The organism is Acinetobacter lwoffii (genome assembly GCF_024129735.1).
GTDB lineage: Bacteria > Pseudomonadota > Gammaproteobacteria > Pseudomonadales > Moraxellaceae > Acinetobacter > Acinetobacter lwoffii_H.
Genome location: NZ_JAMXXK010000020.1, coordinates 36,556 through 52,768 on the forward strand (window position 1 = coordinate 36,556; position 16,213 = coordinate 52,768).

The 16,213-nt window shown below is 43.0% G+C and carries 14 protein-coding genes and 1 pseudogene; 8 read left to right on the forward strand and 7 right to left on the reverse strand.

Annotation, left to right across the window (positions count from 1 at the left end; translation table 11 throughout):
• Positions 1 to 13 precede the first annotated feature (13 nt).
• The 3 genes from atpG to NI469_RS07605 are packed head-to-tail and all read left to right on the forward strand — an operon-like array spanning position 14 to position 2,751.
• A complete protein-coding gene (gene atpG, locus NI469_RS07595) occupies positions 14 to 883 on the forward strand; it encodes a F0F1 ATP synthase subunit gamma (protein WP_004644862.1) in 870 nt (289 codons plus the stop codon).
• 26 nt (positions 884 to 909) lie between these two features.
• The gene (gene atpD, locus NI469_RS07600) at positions 910 to 2,304 is read left to right on the forward strand and encodes a F0F1 ATP synthase subunit beta (protein ID WP_004644863.1); all 1,395 of its coding nucleotides are present in this window, start codon (positions 910 to 912) and stop codon (positions 2,302 to 2,304) included.
• 27 nt (positions 2,305 to 2,331) lie between these two features.
• Positions 2,332 to 2,751 (forward strand): F0F1 ATP synthase subunit epsilon, encoded by a 420-nt coding sequence (locus tag NI469_RS07605; protein ID WP_004644865.1) that lies wholly within the window; start codon positions 2,332 to 2,334, stop codon positions 2,749 to 2,751.
• 517 nt (positions 2,752 to 3,268) lie between these two features.
• On the opposite strand, the gene NI469_RS07610 is transcribed toward NI469_RS07605, so the two are convergent.
• Positions 3,269 to 3,439: a hypothetical protein gene (locus tag NI469_RS07610; protein WP_253174761.1), complete on the reverse strand. Its 171-nt coding sequence runs from the start codon at positions 3,437 to 3,439 to the stop codon at positions 3,269 to 3,271.
• Positions 3,440 to 3,801: 362 nt separating this feature from the next.
• Here NI469_RS07610 and NI469_RS07615 point away from each other — a divergent pair, with 362 nt between their 5' ends.
• Complete coding sequence (locus NI469_RS07615) at positions 3,802 to 5,178, forward strand: NAD-dependent succinate-semialdehyde dehydrogenase (protein ID WP_253174762.1); 1,377 nt, start codon at positions 3,802 to 3,804, stop codon at positions 5,176 to 5,178.
• 24 nt (positions 5,179 to 5,202) lie between these two features.
• Here NI469_RS07615 and NI469_RS07620 read toward each other — a convergent pair.
• The 3 genes and pseudogenes from NI469_RS07620 to NI469_RS07630 all read right to left on the reverse strand — a co-directional run bounded on the left by NI469_RS07620 (position 5,203) and on the right by NI469_RS07630 (position 7,805).
• Positions 5,203 to 6,202 (reverse strand): annotated as a pseudogene (locus NI469_RS07620) (pirin family protein).
• A gap of 129 nt (positions 6,203 to 6,331) precedes the next feature.
• Positions 6,332 to 6,931, reverse strand: a complete 600-nt coding sequence (locus NI469_RS07625) for a hypothetical protein (RefSeq protein WP_253174763.1) — start codon at positions 6,929 to 6,931, stop codon at positions 6,332 to 6,334.
• A gap of 328 nt (positions 6,932 to 7,259) precedes the next feature.
• Complete coding sequence (locus NI469_RS07630; protein WP_148334824.1) at positions 7,260 to 7,805, reverse strand: glutathione peroxidase; 546 nt, start codon at positions 7,803 to 7,805, stop codon at positions 7,260 to 7,262.
• A 190-nt stretch (positions 7,806 to 7,995) separates the two neighbouring features.
• Between NI469_RS07630 and NI469_RS07635 the strand changes: the two genes are divergently transcribed.
• The gene (locus NI469_RS07635; protein WP_004644871.1) at positions 7,996 to 8,892 is read left to right on the forward strand and encodes a DMT family transporter; all 897 of its coding nucleotides are present in this window, start codon (positions 7,996 to 7,998) and stop codon (positions 8,890 to 8,892) included.
• 445 nt (positions 8,893 to 9,337) lie between these two features.
• Here the strand turns inward: NI469_RS07635 and tsaC are convergent, their stop codons facing one another.
• The 3 genes from tsaC to NI469_RS07650 are packed head-to-tail and all read right to left on the reverse strand — an operon-like array spanning position 9,338 to position 12,298.
• Positions 9,338 to 9,907, reverse strand: coding sequence for an L-threonylcarbamoyladenylate synthase type 1 TsaC (gene tsaC / locus NI469_RS07640; RefSeq protein ID WP_005108415.1), 570 nt, complete (start codon positions 9,905 to 9,907; stop codon positions 9,338 to 9,340).
• A 41-nt stretch (positions 9,908 to 9,948) separates the two neighbouring features.
• The gene (gene dprA / locus NI469_RS07645) at positions 9,949 to 11,088 is read right to left on the reverse strand and encodes a DNA-processing protein DprA (protein WP_253174764.1); all 1,140 of its coding nucleotides are present in this window, start codon (positions 11,086 to 11,088) and stop codon (positions 9,949 to 9,951) included.
• Between the two features lie 55 nt (positions 11,089 to 11,143).
• On the reverse strand, positions 11,144 to 12,298 hold the full coding sequence (locus NI469_RS07650) for a LysM peptidoglycan-binding domain-containing protein (RefSeq protein WP_253174765.1): 1,155 nt from the start codon (positions 12,296 to 12,298) through the stop codon (positions 11,144 to 11,146).
• A 120-nt stretch (positions 12,299 to 12,418) separates the two neighbouring features.
• Here NI469_RS07650 and def point away from each other — a divergent pair, with 120 nt between their 5' ends.
• The 3 genes from def (at position 12,419) to NI469_RS07665 (ending at position 15,540) form a co-directional block, all read left to right on the forward strand.
• Complete coding sequence (def, locus tag NI469_RS07655; protein ID WP_004644875.1) at positions 12,419 to 12,949, forward strand: peptide deformylase; 531 nt, start codon at positions 12,419 to 12,421, stop codon at positions 12,947 to 12,949.
• A gap of 92 nt (positions 12,950 to 13,041) precedes the next feature.
• Entirely contained in the window at positions 13,042 to 13,452 is a 411-nt protein-coding gene (locus NI469_RS07660; RefSeq protein ID WP_253174766.1) for a DUF2946 family protein, read from the forward strand.
• Positions 13,453 to 13,524: 72 nt separating this feature from the next.
• Entirely contained in the window at positions 13,525 to 15,540 is a 2,016-nt protein-coding gene (locus NI469_RS07665) for a TonB-dependent copper receptor (RefSeq protein WP_253174767.1), read from the forward strand.
• Positions 15,541 to 16,213 lie beyond the last annotated feature (673 nt).

Genomic DNA, 16,213 nt, shown 5'->3' on the forward strand with positions numbered 1-16,213 from the left:
CTAGGTTAAGCGTATGGCAAATTTAAAAGAAATTCGCGCCAAAGTAGCTAGTATCAAGAGCACGCAGAAGATTACTCGAGCGATGCAAATGGTAGCAGCTTCTAAGATGCGTCGTGCGCAAGAGCGCATGGCTCAAGGCCGTCCGTATGCCGAAAATATGCACCGTGTAATTGCTCATTTGGTCCAAGCGAATCCTGAATACAAACACCGTTATATGGTTGAACGCCCGGTTAAGCGCGTTGGCTATATCATTGTGTCTTCAGATCGTGGCCTTGCTGGTGGTTTGAACATTAACCTGTTCAAGAAAGTGGTTAAACACGTTCAACAGCAACAAGAGCAGTCAATTGAAGTTCAATTTGCTTTAATTGGTCAAAAAGCGGTTTCGTTTTTTAAAAACTACGGCGGTAAAGTGCTTGGTGCGACGACGCAAGTCGGCGATGCCCCAAGTCTTGAGCAGTTATCTGGTTCTGTACAGGTGATGTTGGACGCTTATGATAAAGGCGAGTTAGATCGTATTTATCTAGTGTCAAACGGCTTTGTCAATGCCATGACTCAAAATCAAAAAATCGAACAACTTGTTCCTTTGGCTGCTGCTGAAGAAGACAAGAATCTGAACCGTCAATACGGTTGGGATTACATCTACGAGCCTGAAGCTGAAGAGCTTTTAAATGGCTTGTTGGTTCGCTATATCGAGTCTGTGGTGTATCAAGGTGTGATTGAAAACATCGCATGTGAGCAGTCTGCACGTATGGTCGCTATGAAAGCAGCGACAGACAACGCAGGCGAGATCATTAAGAGCCTGCAACTTATTTATAACAAGCTGCGTCAAGCCGCGATTACTCAGGAAATTTCTGAGATCGTTGGTGGTGCCGCTGCCGTTTAACATTATTTTGAATTGAGGAGACAGCAATGAATAGCGGTCGTATCATTCAGATCATCGGCGCGGTTATCGACGTCGAGTTTGAACGCAACAGCGTTCCTAAGATCTATGACGCTCTCCAAGTAGATGGTACTGAAACTACTTTAGAAGTTCAGCAACAGCTTGGTGATGGCGTAGTTCGTACTATTGCAATGGGTTCTACTGAAGGCCTTAAGCGTGGTTTGAACGTAACTAACACTAACGCGCCGATTTCTGTACCAGTAGGTACAGCGACTCTAGGCCGTATCATGGACGTTCTTGGTCGCCCGATCGACGAAGCTGGTCCTGTTGCGACTGAAGCGCGTTTACCAATTCACCGTCAAGCGCCTTCTTATGCAGAACAAGCGGCTTCTACTGACCTTTTAGAAACTGGTATTAAAGTCATTGACTTACTTTGCCCGTTTGCGAAAGGTGGTAAAGTTGGTCTGTTCGGTGGTGCCGGTGTTGGTAAAACTGTAAACATGATGGAGTTGATCAACAACATCGCGAAAGCTCACTCAGGTTTATCTGTGTTTGCTGGTGTTGGTGAGCGTACTCGTGAAGGTAACGACTTCTATCACGAAATGAAAGATTCTAACGTTCTAGACAAAGTAGCAATGGTTTACGGTCAGATGAACGAGCCACCGGGTAACCGTTTACGCGTAGCGTTGACTGGTCTTACTATGGCTGAATATTTCCGTGACGAGAAAGACGAAAACGGTAAAGGCCGTGACGTACTATTGTTCGTAGATAACATCTATCGTTATACACTAGCGGGTACTGAAGTATCAGCACTTCTAGGTCGTATGCCATCTGCAGTAGGTTACCAGCCTACACTTGCAGAAGAGATGGGTGTTCTTCAAGAACGTATTACATCGACTAAGTCTGGTTCTATTACGTCAATCCAAGCGGTATACGTACCTGCCGATGACTTAACAGATCCATCGCCTGCTACAACGTTTGCTCACTTAGACGCAACTGTTGTATTGAGCCGTGACATCGCATCTTCTGGTATTTACCCAGCGATCGATCCACTAGACTCAACTTCACGCCAGTTAGATCCGTTAGTTGTTGGTCAAGAGCATTATGAAATTGCACGTTCTGTACAGAACGTATTGCAACGTTATAAAGAGCTTAAAGACATCATCGCGATTCTTGGTATGGACGAGCTTGCTGAAGAAGATAAACTGGTTGTTTACCGTGCGCGTAAAATCCAGCGTTTCTTCTCTCAACCGTTCCACGTAGCTGAAGTATTTACTGGTGCTCCTGGTAAATTAGTATCTCTTAAAGAAACGATTCGTGGCTTTAAAGGTCTTCTAGCTGGTGAATACGATCACATCCCAGAACAAGCGTTCTACATGGTTGGTGGTATTGACGAAGTGATTGCTAAAGCCGAGAAACTTTAATTAGCTACTCTAATTTAGGAGATTCTCATGGCGACTATGCAATGTGATGTTGTAAGTGTTCAGGAGTCTTTGTACTCAGGCACTATAACTATGCTAATTGCAAAAGGTGCTGGCGGTGAGTTGGGTATTATGCCTGGCCATGCTCCGTTGGTAACTTTGCTCCAACCTGGCGCGATCCGCGTTATTTTGGAAAACGGTACAGAAGAGTTGATCTATGTATCTGGTGGTGTTCTAGAAGTTCAACCGCATGTTGTTACGGTTCTTGCAGATACTGCAGTCCGTGCAGAAAACTTAGATGAAGCAGCTATTGTTGAAGCGCGTAAACACGCTGAAGCATTGCTTGCGAATCAAAAGAGCGATTTGGACTCTGCTGCTGCTTTGGCTGCTCTTGCAGAAACTGCTGCTCAGCTGGAAACGATCCGCAAAATCAAAAACCGCGCTCAATAAGAGACGGTTTGAGATTGAAAAAGCCACCCGAAAGGGTGGTTTTTTTTGGTTCATAGGTTCTTATCATGTTTGTTTTTATATATGTGTTCATAAAAAAAGATTAAGTCTTTTTCTCTGCCATAATTATTGCCAGAACCAAATGTAGCTACTACGTACAAAAAACCAAACTTTTCTAATTCAGATGCTGAAAAGTTACATTCATTATTCTTAAGGTGGTAATCCTTCTTGGATTTGTTCATTTCAAATGATAAGTAGGCTTTTTATAACCCTTCTAATAAAAACGATGTAAATTGAGGAATAATATGAGCATATCTTAAAAAAGTTTCACGATTTATTTCTTTCGCATCATATAAAAGAGCTAAACGAGCGAGCATTTTAGATTGATGTATTAAATAGGCTTTATCTAAAGCATTGAGTAATTCACCACCTATTTCTAAGTTATTTTGATCCTTGAAGATTTTCAGTAATGTTCCTGATGCTAACTTTTCACCTTCTTTTATAAATTCCAGGATATTTTTCAGTTTTGCTTTTCGTTATAGTTCCTAAAAACTTGATAAATAGCTAAACCTGATGATGCTATTGGAAAAGCTTTTAAAATTTCTTGAAAAATAGTATCAGTCGTTTCTAAAACTGTATTATCAAAATAGTTTTCTGCTGTTTGAATGATATTAGATTTTATTTGACTCATGATAAATTTTCTTTTTTCAAATATATAGATAATGTACTACACACCTGAAAATTTGAAATTTATATTTTTTAACATCACCTTAAAACAGCTGATTTAGATTATTTGTTTTAGCTTAGAATTTTTGCAAGTATTGATCTTGAGAGTGTTAGTTTTACATTTCCGATTCTTAAATAAATTTCATTTTGTACCACTCGATATAACTTTTACCTGCTCTCAGTAATGTTTTGAACCAATCTGTAAGCAGACACACGCGATAAAAAAATCAGTGATAAGTTAAATAATTCGAATAGATACACGCTTGTTATAACTTGATGCAATTGGGTTTTGAACAGGCAAAACTTATAATTGAAAAAGGGAAAATCATGGCTTATCAATCTATTAATCCATTTACCAATCAAAAATTGAAAGACTACCCATCCCATAACGATCAAGATATTCAAAATGCCCTCGATACTGCAGAACAAATCCTAAAGTCAGACTGGTCACAACAGGTCGATACCCGTATTGAAGTACTGCGAAAATTAGCCAGCAGTATGCGAGAGCAAAAGTCTGAACTGGCTAAGCTCATGACGCTGGATATGGGGAAACTGATCAAGCAGGGTGAAGGTGAAATCGAAACCTGTGCCAAAATCGCAGAATACTATGCTGATCATGCCAAAGAATTTTTAGCACCCGTGTCCTATGAAACGGAACTGGGAGAAGCCTGGGTTGAGCATCATCCACTGGGTATTATCATGGCGGTAGAACCGTGGAATTTCCCGTTTTATCAACTGATGCGGGTCTTTGCGCCGAACTGTGCGATTGGTAATCCGGTTCTGGCAAAACATGCCGGCATTGTGCCGCAATGTGCCGAAGCCTTTGAGCAACTGGTCTTGGATGCAGGCGCACCCAAAGGTGTCTGGACCAATCTGTTTATCAGCAGTGATCAGGTCGCGGAAGTAATTGCAGACAAGCGTGTGCGTGGTGTGGCACTCACAGGTTCAGAAGGTGCGGGCAGTGCAGTCGCTGAACAGGCGGGCAAACATCTTAAAAAATCCACACTGGAACTGGGCGGTAATGATGTATTTATCGTAGTCGATGATGCAGATCTGGAACGCGCGATCAAGTTAGGCTGTCAGGCGCGTGTCAATAATGCCGGGCAGGTATGTACAGCAGCGAAGCGATTTATCTTGCATGAAAAAATTGCCGAACAATTCAAGGCCGGCATGCTGAAAGCTTTTGAACAGTTAAAACTGGGTGATCCGCTCGATCCTGAAACCACTTTAGGACCGCTGTCTTCAAAAGACGCACTGGAAAAACTCAGCAAGCAGGTCGAAAAGGCCGTAGCACAAGGTGCGAAAGTGGTCACTGGGGGCAAGCCGTATGAGCATGCAGGCAATTTCTATCAGCCGACGATTTTGGAAAACATCAGCCGAGATAATCCGGCCTGGTATGAAGAATTTTTTGGTCCGGTTGCCCAGATTTATGTGGCGAAGAATGATGATGAGATTGTCTCGATTGCCAATGATTCCAATTATGGTCTGGGTGGTGTGATTCATTCACAAGATATCGAGCGGGCGAAAAAGCTGGCTTCACGTGTCGAAACGGGCATGATCTGGATTAACTGGTATACCGATACCACGCCTGAGTTACCATTTGGTGGAATCAAAAATTCCGGTTATGGACATGAACTGTCGATTGATGGTTTCAGAGAATTTGTGCAGAAGAAACTGGTCGTCGTCAAAAGCCCGAAAAAATAATACGATCTGATGTCAAAGAAGCCACTATTCGGTGGCTTCTTTGACTGGTTGGTCGGGATATTCTTCACGTTTGCCGCCTTCATAACTGGCAAAACGTGGATGTTCTGGTGGAAATGATGGTTCAGCATTTGGCCAAGGCCAGCCACCAAACTGGGTTTCGCGATAACGGCGAAAAGCAGCATCCAGTTCCTGCGGAGTATTTAATACAAAGGGTCCGTGCATTGCCACAGGTGCACCAATTGGTTCACCTTCCAGCCATAAAATATGCGATTCTAGTAGGCCGCCTTTGAGGTGGATATCCTGATCTGGTTTCAGTTCTACCAGATGCTTGACCTGTATTTTTTGTCCTTCCAGCTCCAGACTTTTGCCTTGATAGAAATAACAAAACCGCGTTGCACTCGCAGTGCTTGCCGGAATAATCAGCTCTGCCTCAGGCGCAAGCGTGATCATATAAATATTAACCCTGTTTTCAACGGGTGCTGCCCAGGAATGTGCTGGACGGTCCAGTGCTTCAGTTGTTTTAAACTGCCCTGAAATGACCCGAATATCTGCTTTACGTCCGGCCGCATCGGCTGAAAATACATGTGGAATCTGTTCACGCCACAACATTTTATAATCGGCAGGCTGTTTTTTCTGTTCCGGTGAGGAATTGAGCCAGATTTGAAACAGCTCCAGCGGATTGTCCTGATCTTGATGAACCAATGGGAACATCTCGCAGTGCTGTACTCCATTGCACATCACCCGCGGCATAACGGCCCGAATTTCCAAGCGAGTCAAAATGATCGACATAACCGCGTTCGACAATGGTGATGGTTTCAAAACCGGTATGTGGATGTTCGGGAAAGCCGGGAATACTTTCGCCATAATACATGTCATATTCATGCTGATGCGGCGGTGTCACAGGCCCTAATTCGGAATTGCCCTGCGGATAATGATCCTGATGATGTGCGGTAAAAATAAAAGGATCTTTCAGGTCAAGTCGGGATTCGACCGGAACAATAGCATAGAGTACTGAATTCGACATGGTTGAACTCCTGATCACTTTTTTAAATATAAGTTTTTAATTTAAATTGATTTTTATAATAAATAACAGTGTAAAGCGAGAAAGGCGATTGAGGAAGAAACTTTCCGATCAATCGCCCTGAATGAGAGTTTAGGTATTTTCCTGCTCAGTCTGGCTGTTTGATTTTTGTTCCGGATTCTGGATCAGCAGACCCGCCAGTTTGACCATTTCAGCTTGTACATTGACCATTTGCGATTCAATTTTTTTCAGGTCGATCTGGCTGAAATCCACCTGACCATTTAAGAGGGGAGAAGCCAGAACTTGCTGATTAGCGGTCATAATGTTGTCACGAATCTGGTCAATTTCCTGACTTTTCAAGTTCAGGTTGCCCAACACCTGATTAAAACTGTTGAGTTGCTGTTGAAGCTGGGTCGCAGTGGACTGCAGTTGCTGGGTATCCTTGGCTTCGACCGCCGTTTGCAGTTCGGTCTGGGTGTGTTTTAACTGTTCCACATAACTGCCGGCCTTGAGCTGCAAGTCGGCGACATCACGAACCATATAAAACATATTGCCCGATTTAAGCTCGGTTTGCGCTGTTGAGCTCTGTTGCTGAGAGGCTGGTTCCAGATCTGAGGTCGTGGTATCTGCCTGTTCAGCCGGTGCTTCGACGGCCTGTTCACAGCCCATCAGTAAAATTCCCGAGCTAAATAATGCGAAAGGAAGGACAGCATTGGCAAGAATCTTGGACATGGAATCAGGGTCTCGATACAGGTGATGGAATTTTATTAGTATCTAATATAAGGACAAACTATGGAGATAAAAAAGATTGTTGCAAACTCATAACAATTCTTCTGGGTTCCGAATGTTTCCTTATTTAAAAATAGGAAATAGGTTATTAAAAGCTAGTAAAGAAGTACTTTGTTCTCACCGAATTGGCTTTTTTGGCCTGCAATCATTTTGAAAATATTTTAGGTGAATTTCAATGCAATTAAACAACCGTTTTTAAATAAAAAAATAAGTATCTATCAAGAAAATAGATACTTATTTCAAGCTTGAGGCTTATGAGAATAATCGAGAATTATTTTGCAAGTTCTGCATTCACTGCATCAACAATCCGTGGATCATCCGCAGTGAGGTCTGGTGCAAAACGTGCCACTACTTCGCCATTTTTATTGATCAGGAATTTTTCAAAGTTCCAGAGTACTTCTGGTGGCTGGTTTGGCGTTAGGCCATAATCGACCAGATCTTTCCACCAAGGGCCTTCACCGATGCGTTCCGGGATCGCTTGCGTAAGGGTGGCATATAAAGGATGCTTGTCTTTGCCCGCAACAGAGATTTTAGCAAATAGAGGGAAGTCGACTTTATAATTCACTGAACAGAATTCCTGAATCTCGGCTTCGCTACCCGGTTCCTGTTCCAAAAAGTTATTGGCAGGGAAGCCTAGAATTTCCAGACCTTCCGCTTTTTTTTCCTGATACAGTTTTTGTAAGCCTTCATATTGCGGCGTCAGGCCACATTTAGATGCGACGTTAACCACCAGCAAAACCTTACCTTGGTACTGGTTTAAAGTGGTTTCTGTTCCTTCAATGGTTTTGACTGGAATGTCATATACAGAGCGAGTCATTAGATTTCCTGTTTATTGCGACTGAACGGTATTTGTTTTAACGGGTATTCGCTTTCAGTACAAGTAAAAACAGGTGAGCTCAGTTACTTAAAGCTGCAAATTGCCTCAATATTATGTGAAAAATCTATTATGCTAGGATGCGCGAATACGCATAGCTTAATAACAAGACCAGCGACTCATGGATGAAAGTATGACACAGCAACAAAAGGCAGTCTGGTGGGCCATGGCCTTACCACTGGCCGCAGTTTTGATTTGGTCTCTGAATATGACTGTCACCCGCTATGTGGCAGATTATATTTCTCCCATCAGTATCAGTTTCTACCGCTGGGCCTTGGCCTTACTGATTTTAACTCCATTCATGTTGCCCAAAGTCAAAGCAGCGTGGCCGGAGATCCGTCCATATCTCGGGCATTTTGCTGTTTTGAGTGCGCTGGGAATGGTGCTTTATCAGGGGTTGGCTTATAGTTCGGCACACTATACCACTGCAACCAATATGGGCCTGATCAATGCCTTTATTCCTATTTTTACCATTATCGTGGGTATTTTTGTTTTAAGGATTCGCCCAACACAGGCTGCAGTGCTGGGGAGTCTTCTGTCTTTTATTGGCTTGATGTATGTCATGGCACAAGGGCAGGGCCTGCAGTTTTTAACTGTTGGTGAAAGTTATATTGGCGATCTGTTGATGTTGATCGCAGTATTTTTCTATGCCTGTTATGGCGTGTTTCTGAAAAAATGGCAGATTCAGATTCCACTCTTAGTGAGCCTGTATATTCAGATTTTTATGGCCTTTCTATATCATATTCCTTTGGTATTGATTTTAGGTCTGGACAGCATCAATCACGCTAATGCAGCCAGCATTATCTATGCCGGAATTTTCCCATCCATTGCCGCGCCGTTATTCTGGATGATGGCTGTGCAGCAACTTGGTCCCAATCGCAGCAGTATTTTTATGAATCTGATGCCGGTTTTTACTGCAGTAGTCGCATATTTGTGGCTGGGTGAAGCGTGGACCATGTATCACAGTATCGGCGGTGGCATCATTTTACTTGGAATCCTCTGGGCTCAATATCCCGGAAGATCCGCTTAATCAGGAATTAAAAGAGCTAATTAAGAATTTTGTCTGATTAAATATTGAGCGGTTGATCAAAACTTTTTTAATTGAAATCCCCTTTTAAATGCTAATTTTCAAATGTTAAAACAAATAGAAAAATATCGTTTTATTTTAAAAAGAGAATAGAAAGAGCAAGATATTTTGAATATTGGTCAAAAATTGTTTGCTATTAATAGAAAATATGTATTGTTTGATTGTTTTATTGTACTTGTCGTTGTATTCAGTTTCTTTCATAATGCGCCCATCGAGAATGATCAAGCAAGAAAATCCTTGTTTTATCAGACTCCCAGAGATTTTATGAACCCTCTGGATGTGATTTATGCACATCCTTTTTTATGCTCAGCCATCCCTATATGGCTGAGCTTTTTTTTGTCTTAAAACTTTAGTCGGGCTTGAGTGTCCCGACTAAATCAGACAGGACTCAGTCACGAATAATTGCGCCAGTCACTGCATCAATGATCCGGCTTGGTTGCTGACTTAAACCGAGGTCACCATTCAGATAATTTAGATTCTGGTCAAAATAGCGGATCGCATCCTGCAGTGAGCGGGCAGGTTCCATACCGGCAGGGTTGGCACTGGTAGAAACGATAAAACCGCCAAAGGCCTGACACAATGCGACACAGAGCGGGTGAGTGGTCACGCGGACGGCTACTTTAGGATGATGACCTTTAATCCAGTCAGGAATGTCTTTATTTGCAGGAAGTAACCAGGTGGTCGCGCGATCAGCAGGTCTGTCATGGTTCCAGGATTCAATCACTTTTTCACGCATTTCTTCGCTTAAATCCTGCAACAGATGTTCTACCTGTGAAAGATGAGCTGCCAGCAGAATCACGCCTTTTTCAATCGGGCGCTGTTTTAATTCTAAAATCTGATGAAATGCCTGTTCATTATAGGGGTCGCAACCCAAGCCCCAAACAGCCTCTGTAGGATATGCCAAGACTTGTCCATCTTTAAGCCATGCTGCTGCTTCGGCAACAGAGGTAGTGATCATGTGGATACCTTATATCAAACAACAAAGCGCTATTGTGAACCTTATTTGAGAATCCGACAACGTAGATAGAGGCCGGCTTGCTGGGTACAAAAACCGAGTAACTCCAGTTCCATGAGTTGGCTGGTCAAAGCAGATACCTCTTGCTGAACCTGCGTTCCCAGTTGATCCAAACTCTGTCCCACCCAGTCCAGCTGATTATACAGACTGAGCAGATGCGGTGGAATTTGCTGTGATGTTGCTTCAGTAACTTTCGTTTTGGTGGTGTTTTCCAAAGCTTGCCATTGCGTGGCCAGCGCCAGTTCTTCGATGACCTGCTGTGGATGGTCAATCAGAATCGCACCTTCACGAATCAGTTGGTGACAGCCCTGGTGATGTTCACTGTAAATATGTCCCGGAATGGCAAAAACGGTTTTGCCTTGCTCGGCTGCCAGTTTAGCCGTAATGAGGGAGCCGCTTTTTAAAGCAGCCTCTGCCACAATGACACCTAGGCTTAAACCACTGACGATTCGGTTACGCCGTGGAAAATGGTGTTGCAAAGGCAATGTATCTGGCAGAAACTCACTGATGACGGCACCGCCATGCTCAATGATTTGCTGACGTAGTGACTGATGTTGTGCTGGATAGGTTTGATCCAGTCCAGTCGCCATCACTGCTATCGTCCCTTGATGTTGTAAGGCAGCCCGATGTGCTGCTTCATCAATACCGTGTGCCAGACCGCTATTGATATAAAAACCCTGTTCACTCAAATAAAAAGCAAAATCGTAAGCCACTTGCCGGCCGTGTGGACTCGGCTTGCGGCTGCCCACAATGGCAATCTGTGCCTGAAGCAAGGTGTCAGGCCTGCCTTGACCAAAAATGATTGGGGGTTTATCTGCATAAGGATGTAATTGTTGCGGATAATGCGGGTCACTGTGCAGCAAAATAAAATCGCTATCCTGCTGGATCTGCTGCAGACAACACTGAAATTTCTGTTGCGCTTCTGGTAGATGGAACTCTTTTAAGCGCTGTACATGATTGGCATGAATACCCAGTGCTTGCCAGACAGGGACCTGATCCGGCTGAAGGGCATGGGCCAGTTCAGCATAATGTTGACTGATTTTATAGAAACTCGAAAGGGAATGCTGAACCAGATACCATAACGTAATTGTTTCCAGTTGCGCGCGTGATAACGGATTCAGCATATTGAGACCTATAGGGTTGTCTTCTTATTATTAAGTTTTTTACTTAGATAAATATTTATTCATCTAAAAGGGGCGCTTGAATCCCTGCACCCATCTTGATGGGTAATTCACTTTCCAGCACATAGGCATAGCTTAATTGATCGAAGGTTTTAAATACCATCACTTGTCCAATGTGCTCACCCGGCAATTGCACACGTTCTTTAGTTTTAGGATCAGTCACGACTTCACCTTTTTGATTCACACTAAAGACATGACCCGTCTGAACCCCATGTGCCGTACCACGGTCAATGGTGACCACACTATGACGTGCTGCTGTACCAATCGACCCCAATACACGCACAATCTGGCCACCGGCAGCAATATTTTCTGCATTGGTCGGATAGAACAGGGTCGGTAACATTGGATCGTATTCAGGTAAGACGCGGTCACCGCGACGGACTTCAGCATTGTAACTATCTGTCAGTTCAAGTGTGGTCACATCACCTTCGCCACGAACTGCAATACCAGAGGCCACCTGTTGCAGCTCAAGTGCAGCGGTATATTTCTTGCCATTCGCATCCGTAAAGACATACGGTTCCGCTTCACGATACACCGCATAGCGCTGACCCACTACCAGACCGTGACCACGTGCATAGACTTTCTGGCCTTTGCCAGCCAGTACGCGCTGATCTGCAGTTCCAAGAATGTAGGGTGTGCCCTGAACTGAATCTGGTGCCAGAAGGGTATAGCGTTCCAGCCACTGCTTGATATGCTCAAGCGGAATTACTGGAATGGTGTTATTTAAAGATTCAACGCGAATCTGAGGTTGCAGAGAAGTACTGCCAAGATAGCGGCTGATAATACCTTCACAGCCATCACCTTCGTCTTTACCAATAATTGGACGGCCCTGGTAATCACACATCAACAGGCGGTCACCCGGGAAAATCCAGTGTGGATTTTTCACGTGCTTATTACTCGCCCAGATTTCCGGCCAACGTACCGGATTTTTCAGGAAGCGTTTCGAGATATCCCAAAGTGTATCGCCTTTTTTCACCACATAAACATTCGGTGCATTGGCTTTTAATGCCGGTGGATTGACGTTGCGTGCAGGTGCTGCCTCGGCAGAATGAATGGTCCCCATACTGACGCCAACACAGACGGCAAGTGCCAGCATCTGATTTTTAAACCCCAAGGCACTAAAAAATGGCATGCCCTTCAAAACCTTTTTCATTATCATAATTCCTAAAATTATGTGCGTAGTTGCGTTATAATAACGATCTTACACACATTTTTTTGATGAAGCATTCCCTTCATTTGGTTTTTTGATCAATGGCATAATTGAGGACGCAGTATGGCCTTATTACCTATTTTAAGTTTCCCGGATCCCCGTCTTCGTACCATTGCACAACCTGTCGAAGAAGTGACTGATGAAATTCGTCAGCTCGCTGCGGATATGTTTGAAACCATGTATGAAGCACCAGGTATCGGACTTGCCGCGACTCAGGTGGATCGTCATATTCAGCTGATTGTTATGGATCTGTCTGAAAATAAAGATCAACCGATGGTGTTTATTAACCCCAAAATCACACCATTGACTGAAGAAACGCAGCCTTACGAAGAAGGCTGTCTATCAGTTCCTCAAATATACGATAAAGTTGATCGTCCGTCACGCGTAAAAATTGAGGCAATTAATCTGGAAGGTCAAGCATTTGAGCTCGATGCTGACGGACTTCTCGCTGTGTGTATCCAACATGAAATGGATCACTTAAATGGCAAATTATTTGTCGATTATTTATCGCCATTAAAACGTCAACGTGCACGTGAAAAAGTGGAAAAACTGGTTCGCCAGCGTAATAAAGACAAGGTGGCAGTGAAACGCTAGGATCATTTTAAAGTTTATTTAAATGGTCTAGCAAAGCCCAATTCTGATTGGGCTTTGTTATAATCAACATAAGCATGTTTTAGGAATAGCCTGTGTTTTTACGCGCGGGGCTGCTATTTGCATTTGCAGCTGTGTTTCTACAGATTGCTGTATTTTTACAGCCTTTATTACCGAAGCAATATCAGGTTGCTCCGGTCTGTGAAACCATCACGCGTGCGCTTTTTATTGCCACAGATGCTCATGCGCAGCATAGCGCTGGCGAGCATAGTCACCTTATCCAATCTGATCATCTTCAACATGATCATCATGATGCCAATCATCAGTGTCAGTACTGTAAGGTTCATGCCAATTTAGTCTTACCGCCTGATCTGGACATCAAACAGGTAGTTGACCGGATTCATGTGCGTTTAATTGCTTATCAAAAAACCTTTAAGCATGTCTGGTTTGTCCTTCAGCAACTCTTCTTAATTCCTCAGGGGCGAGCGCCACCACTGCCTGCATAAATCTGCATTTTTCAGCTTGGGTTGTTATTGACTCAAGCCATGCCTAATTTATGTATTTAGTGAGATAGAGAAATGGCTCAGCCTAAATTTTCTTTACAGCCACTTGCGGCTGCGATTTGTGTTGCTTGTTATTCTTCGATAGTGATGGCCAATGACGCCCTGCCGGTTCAGACATTTGCCCCGATTGTGGTGACGTCAGCATCAGGTAATGATGCCAATGGGCTGATTGTCCGCGCTGATCCAAAACAGCCGATTCAACCGATTCCTGCCAGTGATGGTGCGGATTATTTGCAAAGTATTGTCGGCTTTAGTTCGATCAATAGCGGTGCCGGCACCAATGGTGATGTGACGTTCCGCGGCATGTTTGGTTCACGAATTAAGATCCTAACTGATGGCACCGAAAACCTGGGCGCCTGTCCAAGTCGTATGGATTCGCCGACCTCTTATATTTCTCCGGAAAGCTATGACCGTATTTCGGTGATTAAAGGACCGCAAACGGTTCAGTATGCCAATACTGGCTCTGCGGCCACAGTGATTTTCGAACGTACACCGGAACAGTTTGATCAAGATCAAAACTATCACGGTCAGGCCAGTGTCTTGATGGGATCTTTCGGGCGCCTTGATCATAATGTCGAAGTCGCAGCAGGCGATGAACAGAAATATATCCGTCTGAATACCAATCGTTCGGTATCGAATAGTTATCAAGATGGGGATGGAAATACAGTTCCTTCAGACTGGGAACGCTGGAATACTGATTTGGCGATTGGCTGGACACCAGATGAAGATACTTGGGTCGAGCTAAGTGGCGGTAAGGCAGATGGTGAAGCAGTTTATGCTGGCCGTACGATGGATGGCTCTCAATTTGCACGTGAAAGTTTAGGTTTGCGTGTACAAAAACAAAACCTAACAGAGATACTTAAGAAAGTAGAAGCGCAGGTCAACTACAATTTTAATGACCATGTCATGGATAATTTTAGCTTACGTCAAGTTGATGAACCTAATAAAGCCATGACCGTTACACGTCGAACTTTAAATTCACGACTATCAATGACTCATGAGTGGGATAAGCTACAGTTAGTCAGTGGTGTAGATTCTCAATTAAATAAACATGCGGGCGGTATGTACCATTCGACTAAACCCATGATGAACTCTCATGTAACAACAGATATGGAGTTTCAATCCATTGGTGGTTTTGGTGAATTGAGCTATGATCTAGGAGATGATAATAAAGTCGTTTCAGGCTTGCGTATTGATCAAGTCAATATTGATTCAGTTAAGCGTGGTATTGATCGTAAAGAGACTTTACCGAGTGCCTTTATTCGTTTTGAAAATCATCATCCCGATCATGACGATGGCAAGACCTATATTGGTCTGGGTTATGTCGAGCGTATGCCGGATTACTGGGAATTGTTTAGTCCTAAAACGGGAAATGATAACGTTAATACTTTTGCCAATATTGATATTGAAAAGACATTACAGTTTGATTTTGGTTATCAACATGAGCATGGTCATTTCAACTCATGGGCATCCGCATACGCAGGTTTGATTAATGATTATGTGTTAACAACCTATAAACCTACTGGCATGATGGGAATGCTTGAAGCACATACCCGTAATGTCGATGCCACTATCGCTGGTGCAGAAGCTGGAATTGGTTACCAGTTTACTGACCGCCTGCAGGCCGATATCAGCGCCATGTATGCCTGGGGTGAAAACACCACAGATAATACGCCGTTACCACAAATCTCTCCTTTAGAAGCCCGTGTTAACTTGCGCTATGTTCAAGACAAATATAATTTTGGATTGCTATGGCGTGTAGTAGATGGTCAAAACCGGATCAGTCTTAACGAAGGTAATATTGTGGGTTATGACAATAAGCAGAGCGCAGGCTTTGGCACTTTGTCTTTAAACGGTAGCTACCATGTCATGGATAGCGTGGATATATCAGTCGGAGTCGATAATGTCCTAGACCGGACTTATACCGAGCACTTAAATAAAATGGGTGCTTCCGGGACAGGTTTACCAACAACCGAGCAGTTTAATAATATGGGACGTAATTACTGGGCACGTGTCAGTATGAAATTCTAATTGTTACTCAGTACTCCAAAAGCCATTGCTCAATAGCGATGGCTTTTTAATTTTTAGCGTTGCAATCAATTTTTCCATATTTAAATAGGGCCTATGTATCTTGGAAGAAGACCGGATAAAACAAGTTTTGTGTATATAAACGCCAGGTTGATGAAAAATCAAACAAGAATAGAATGTGAATTGAACGATATAAGTCATGTGATAAAGATTATTATAATTTAAATTCAAATAAAACAATATCTTATGGTATTTACAGGTTGGTTTCGTTGGATGTGCTCAATAAAATTTAAAAATAATGAAAATAAATTAACTATATATAACAGTGTCTTATGTTTTCATTGGTTTGAAAAATAAACACACGATAAAAAATCTTTGCAAGAAGTGTTGCACGGGCTCTGAAATGCTGTAGAATGCACATCCATCGGCGGTGATGAAGATTAAAACTTCTGATAAAACAGTAACTTAGTTGAATTTGATTGAGTTGAGTTTTAGAAAGAAAGTTCAGAAATAATCTAAATTACTGGTTGACTTTCTAGAGATAGAGAGTAATATAGCCGACCTAGCTTGCTGGTGACGAACCAACAAGAAGATCATTAAGAGATTATGAAGAACAACTTGTGTGGATTTTTACTGGTTGATTGATCGAAATTATTTTCATTGATTGATGGTAGAA

What these genes read in the sequence shown, in the direction of transcription:
- dprA (WP_253174764.1), bottom strand. Translation starts at nt 11,088, where the DNA reads ATGCTGAATCCGTTATCACGCGCGCAACTGGAAACAATTACGTTATGG.
- atpG (WP_004644862.1), top strand. Translation starts at nt 14, where the DNA reads ATGGCAAATTTAAAAGAAATTCGCGCCAAAGTAGCTAGTATCAAGAGC.
- NI469_RS07610 (WP_253174761.1), bottom strand. Translation starts at nt 3,439, where the DNA reads ATGAGTCAAATAAAATCTAATATCATTCAAACAGCAGAAAACTATTTT.
- NI469_RS07665 (WP_253174767.1), top strand. Translation starts at nt 13,525, where the DNA reads ATGGCTCAGCCTAAATTTTCTTTACAGCCACTTGCGGCTGCGATTTGT.
- NI469_RS07625 (WP_253174763.1), bottom strand. Translation starts at nt 6,931, where the DNA reads ATGTCCAAGATTCTTGCCAATGCTGTCCTTCCTTTCGCATTATTTAGC.
- NI469_RS07630 (WP_148334824.1), bottom strand. Translation starts at nt 7,805, where the DNA reads ATGACTCGCTCTGTATATGACATTCCAGTCAAAACCATTGAAGGAACA.
- NI469_RS07650 (WP_253174765.1), bottom strand. Translation starts at nt 12,298, where the DNA reads ATGAAAAAGGTTTTGAAGGGCATGCCATTTTTTAGTGCCTTGGGGTTT.
- tsaC (WP_005108415.1), bottom strand. Translation starts at nt 9,907, where the DNA reads ATGATCACTACCTCTGTTGCCGAAGCAGCAGCATGGCTTAAAGATGGA.
- NI469_RS07635 (WP_004644871.1), top strand. Translation starts at nt 7,996, where the DNA reads ATGACACAGCAACAAAAGGCAGTCTGGTGGGCCATGGCCTTACCACTG.
- atpD (WP_004644863.1), top strand. Translation starts at nt 910, where the DNA reads ATGAATAGCGGTCGTATCATTCAGATCATCGGCGCGGTTATCGACGTC.
- NI469_RS07615 (WP_253174762.1), top strand. Translation starts at nt 3,802, where the DNA reads ATGGCTTATCAATCTATTAATCCATTTACCAATCAAAAATTGAAAGAC.
- NI469_RS07605 (WP_004644865.1), top strand. Translation starts at nt 2,332, where the DNA reads ATGGCGACTATGCAATGTGATGTTGTAAGTGTTCAGGAGTCTTTGTAC.
- def (WP_004644875.1), top strand. Translation starts at nt 12,419, where the DNA reads ATGGCCTTATTACCTATTTTAAGTTTCCCGGATCCCCGTCTTCGTACC.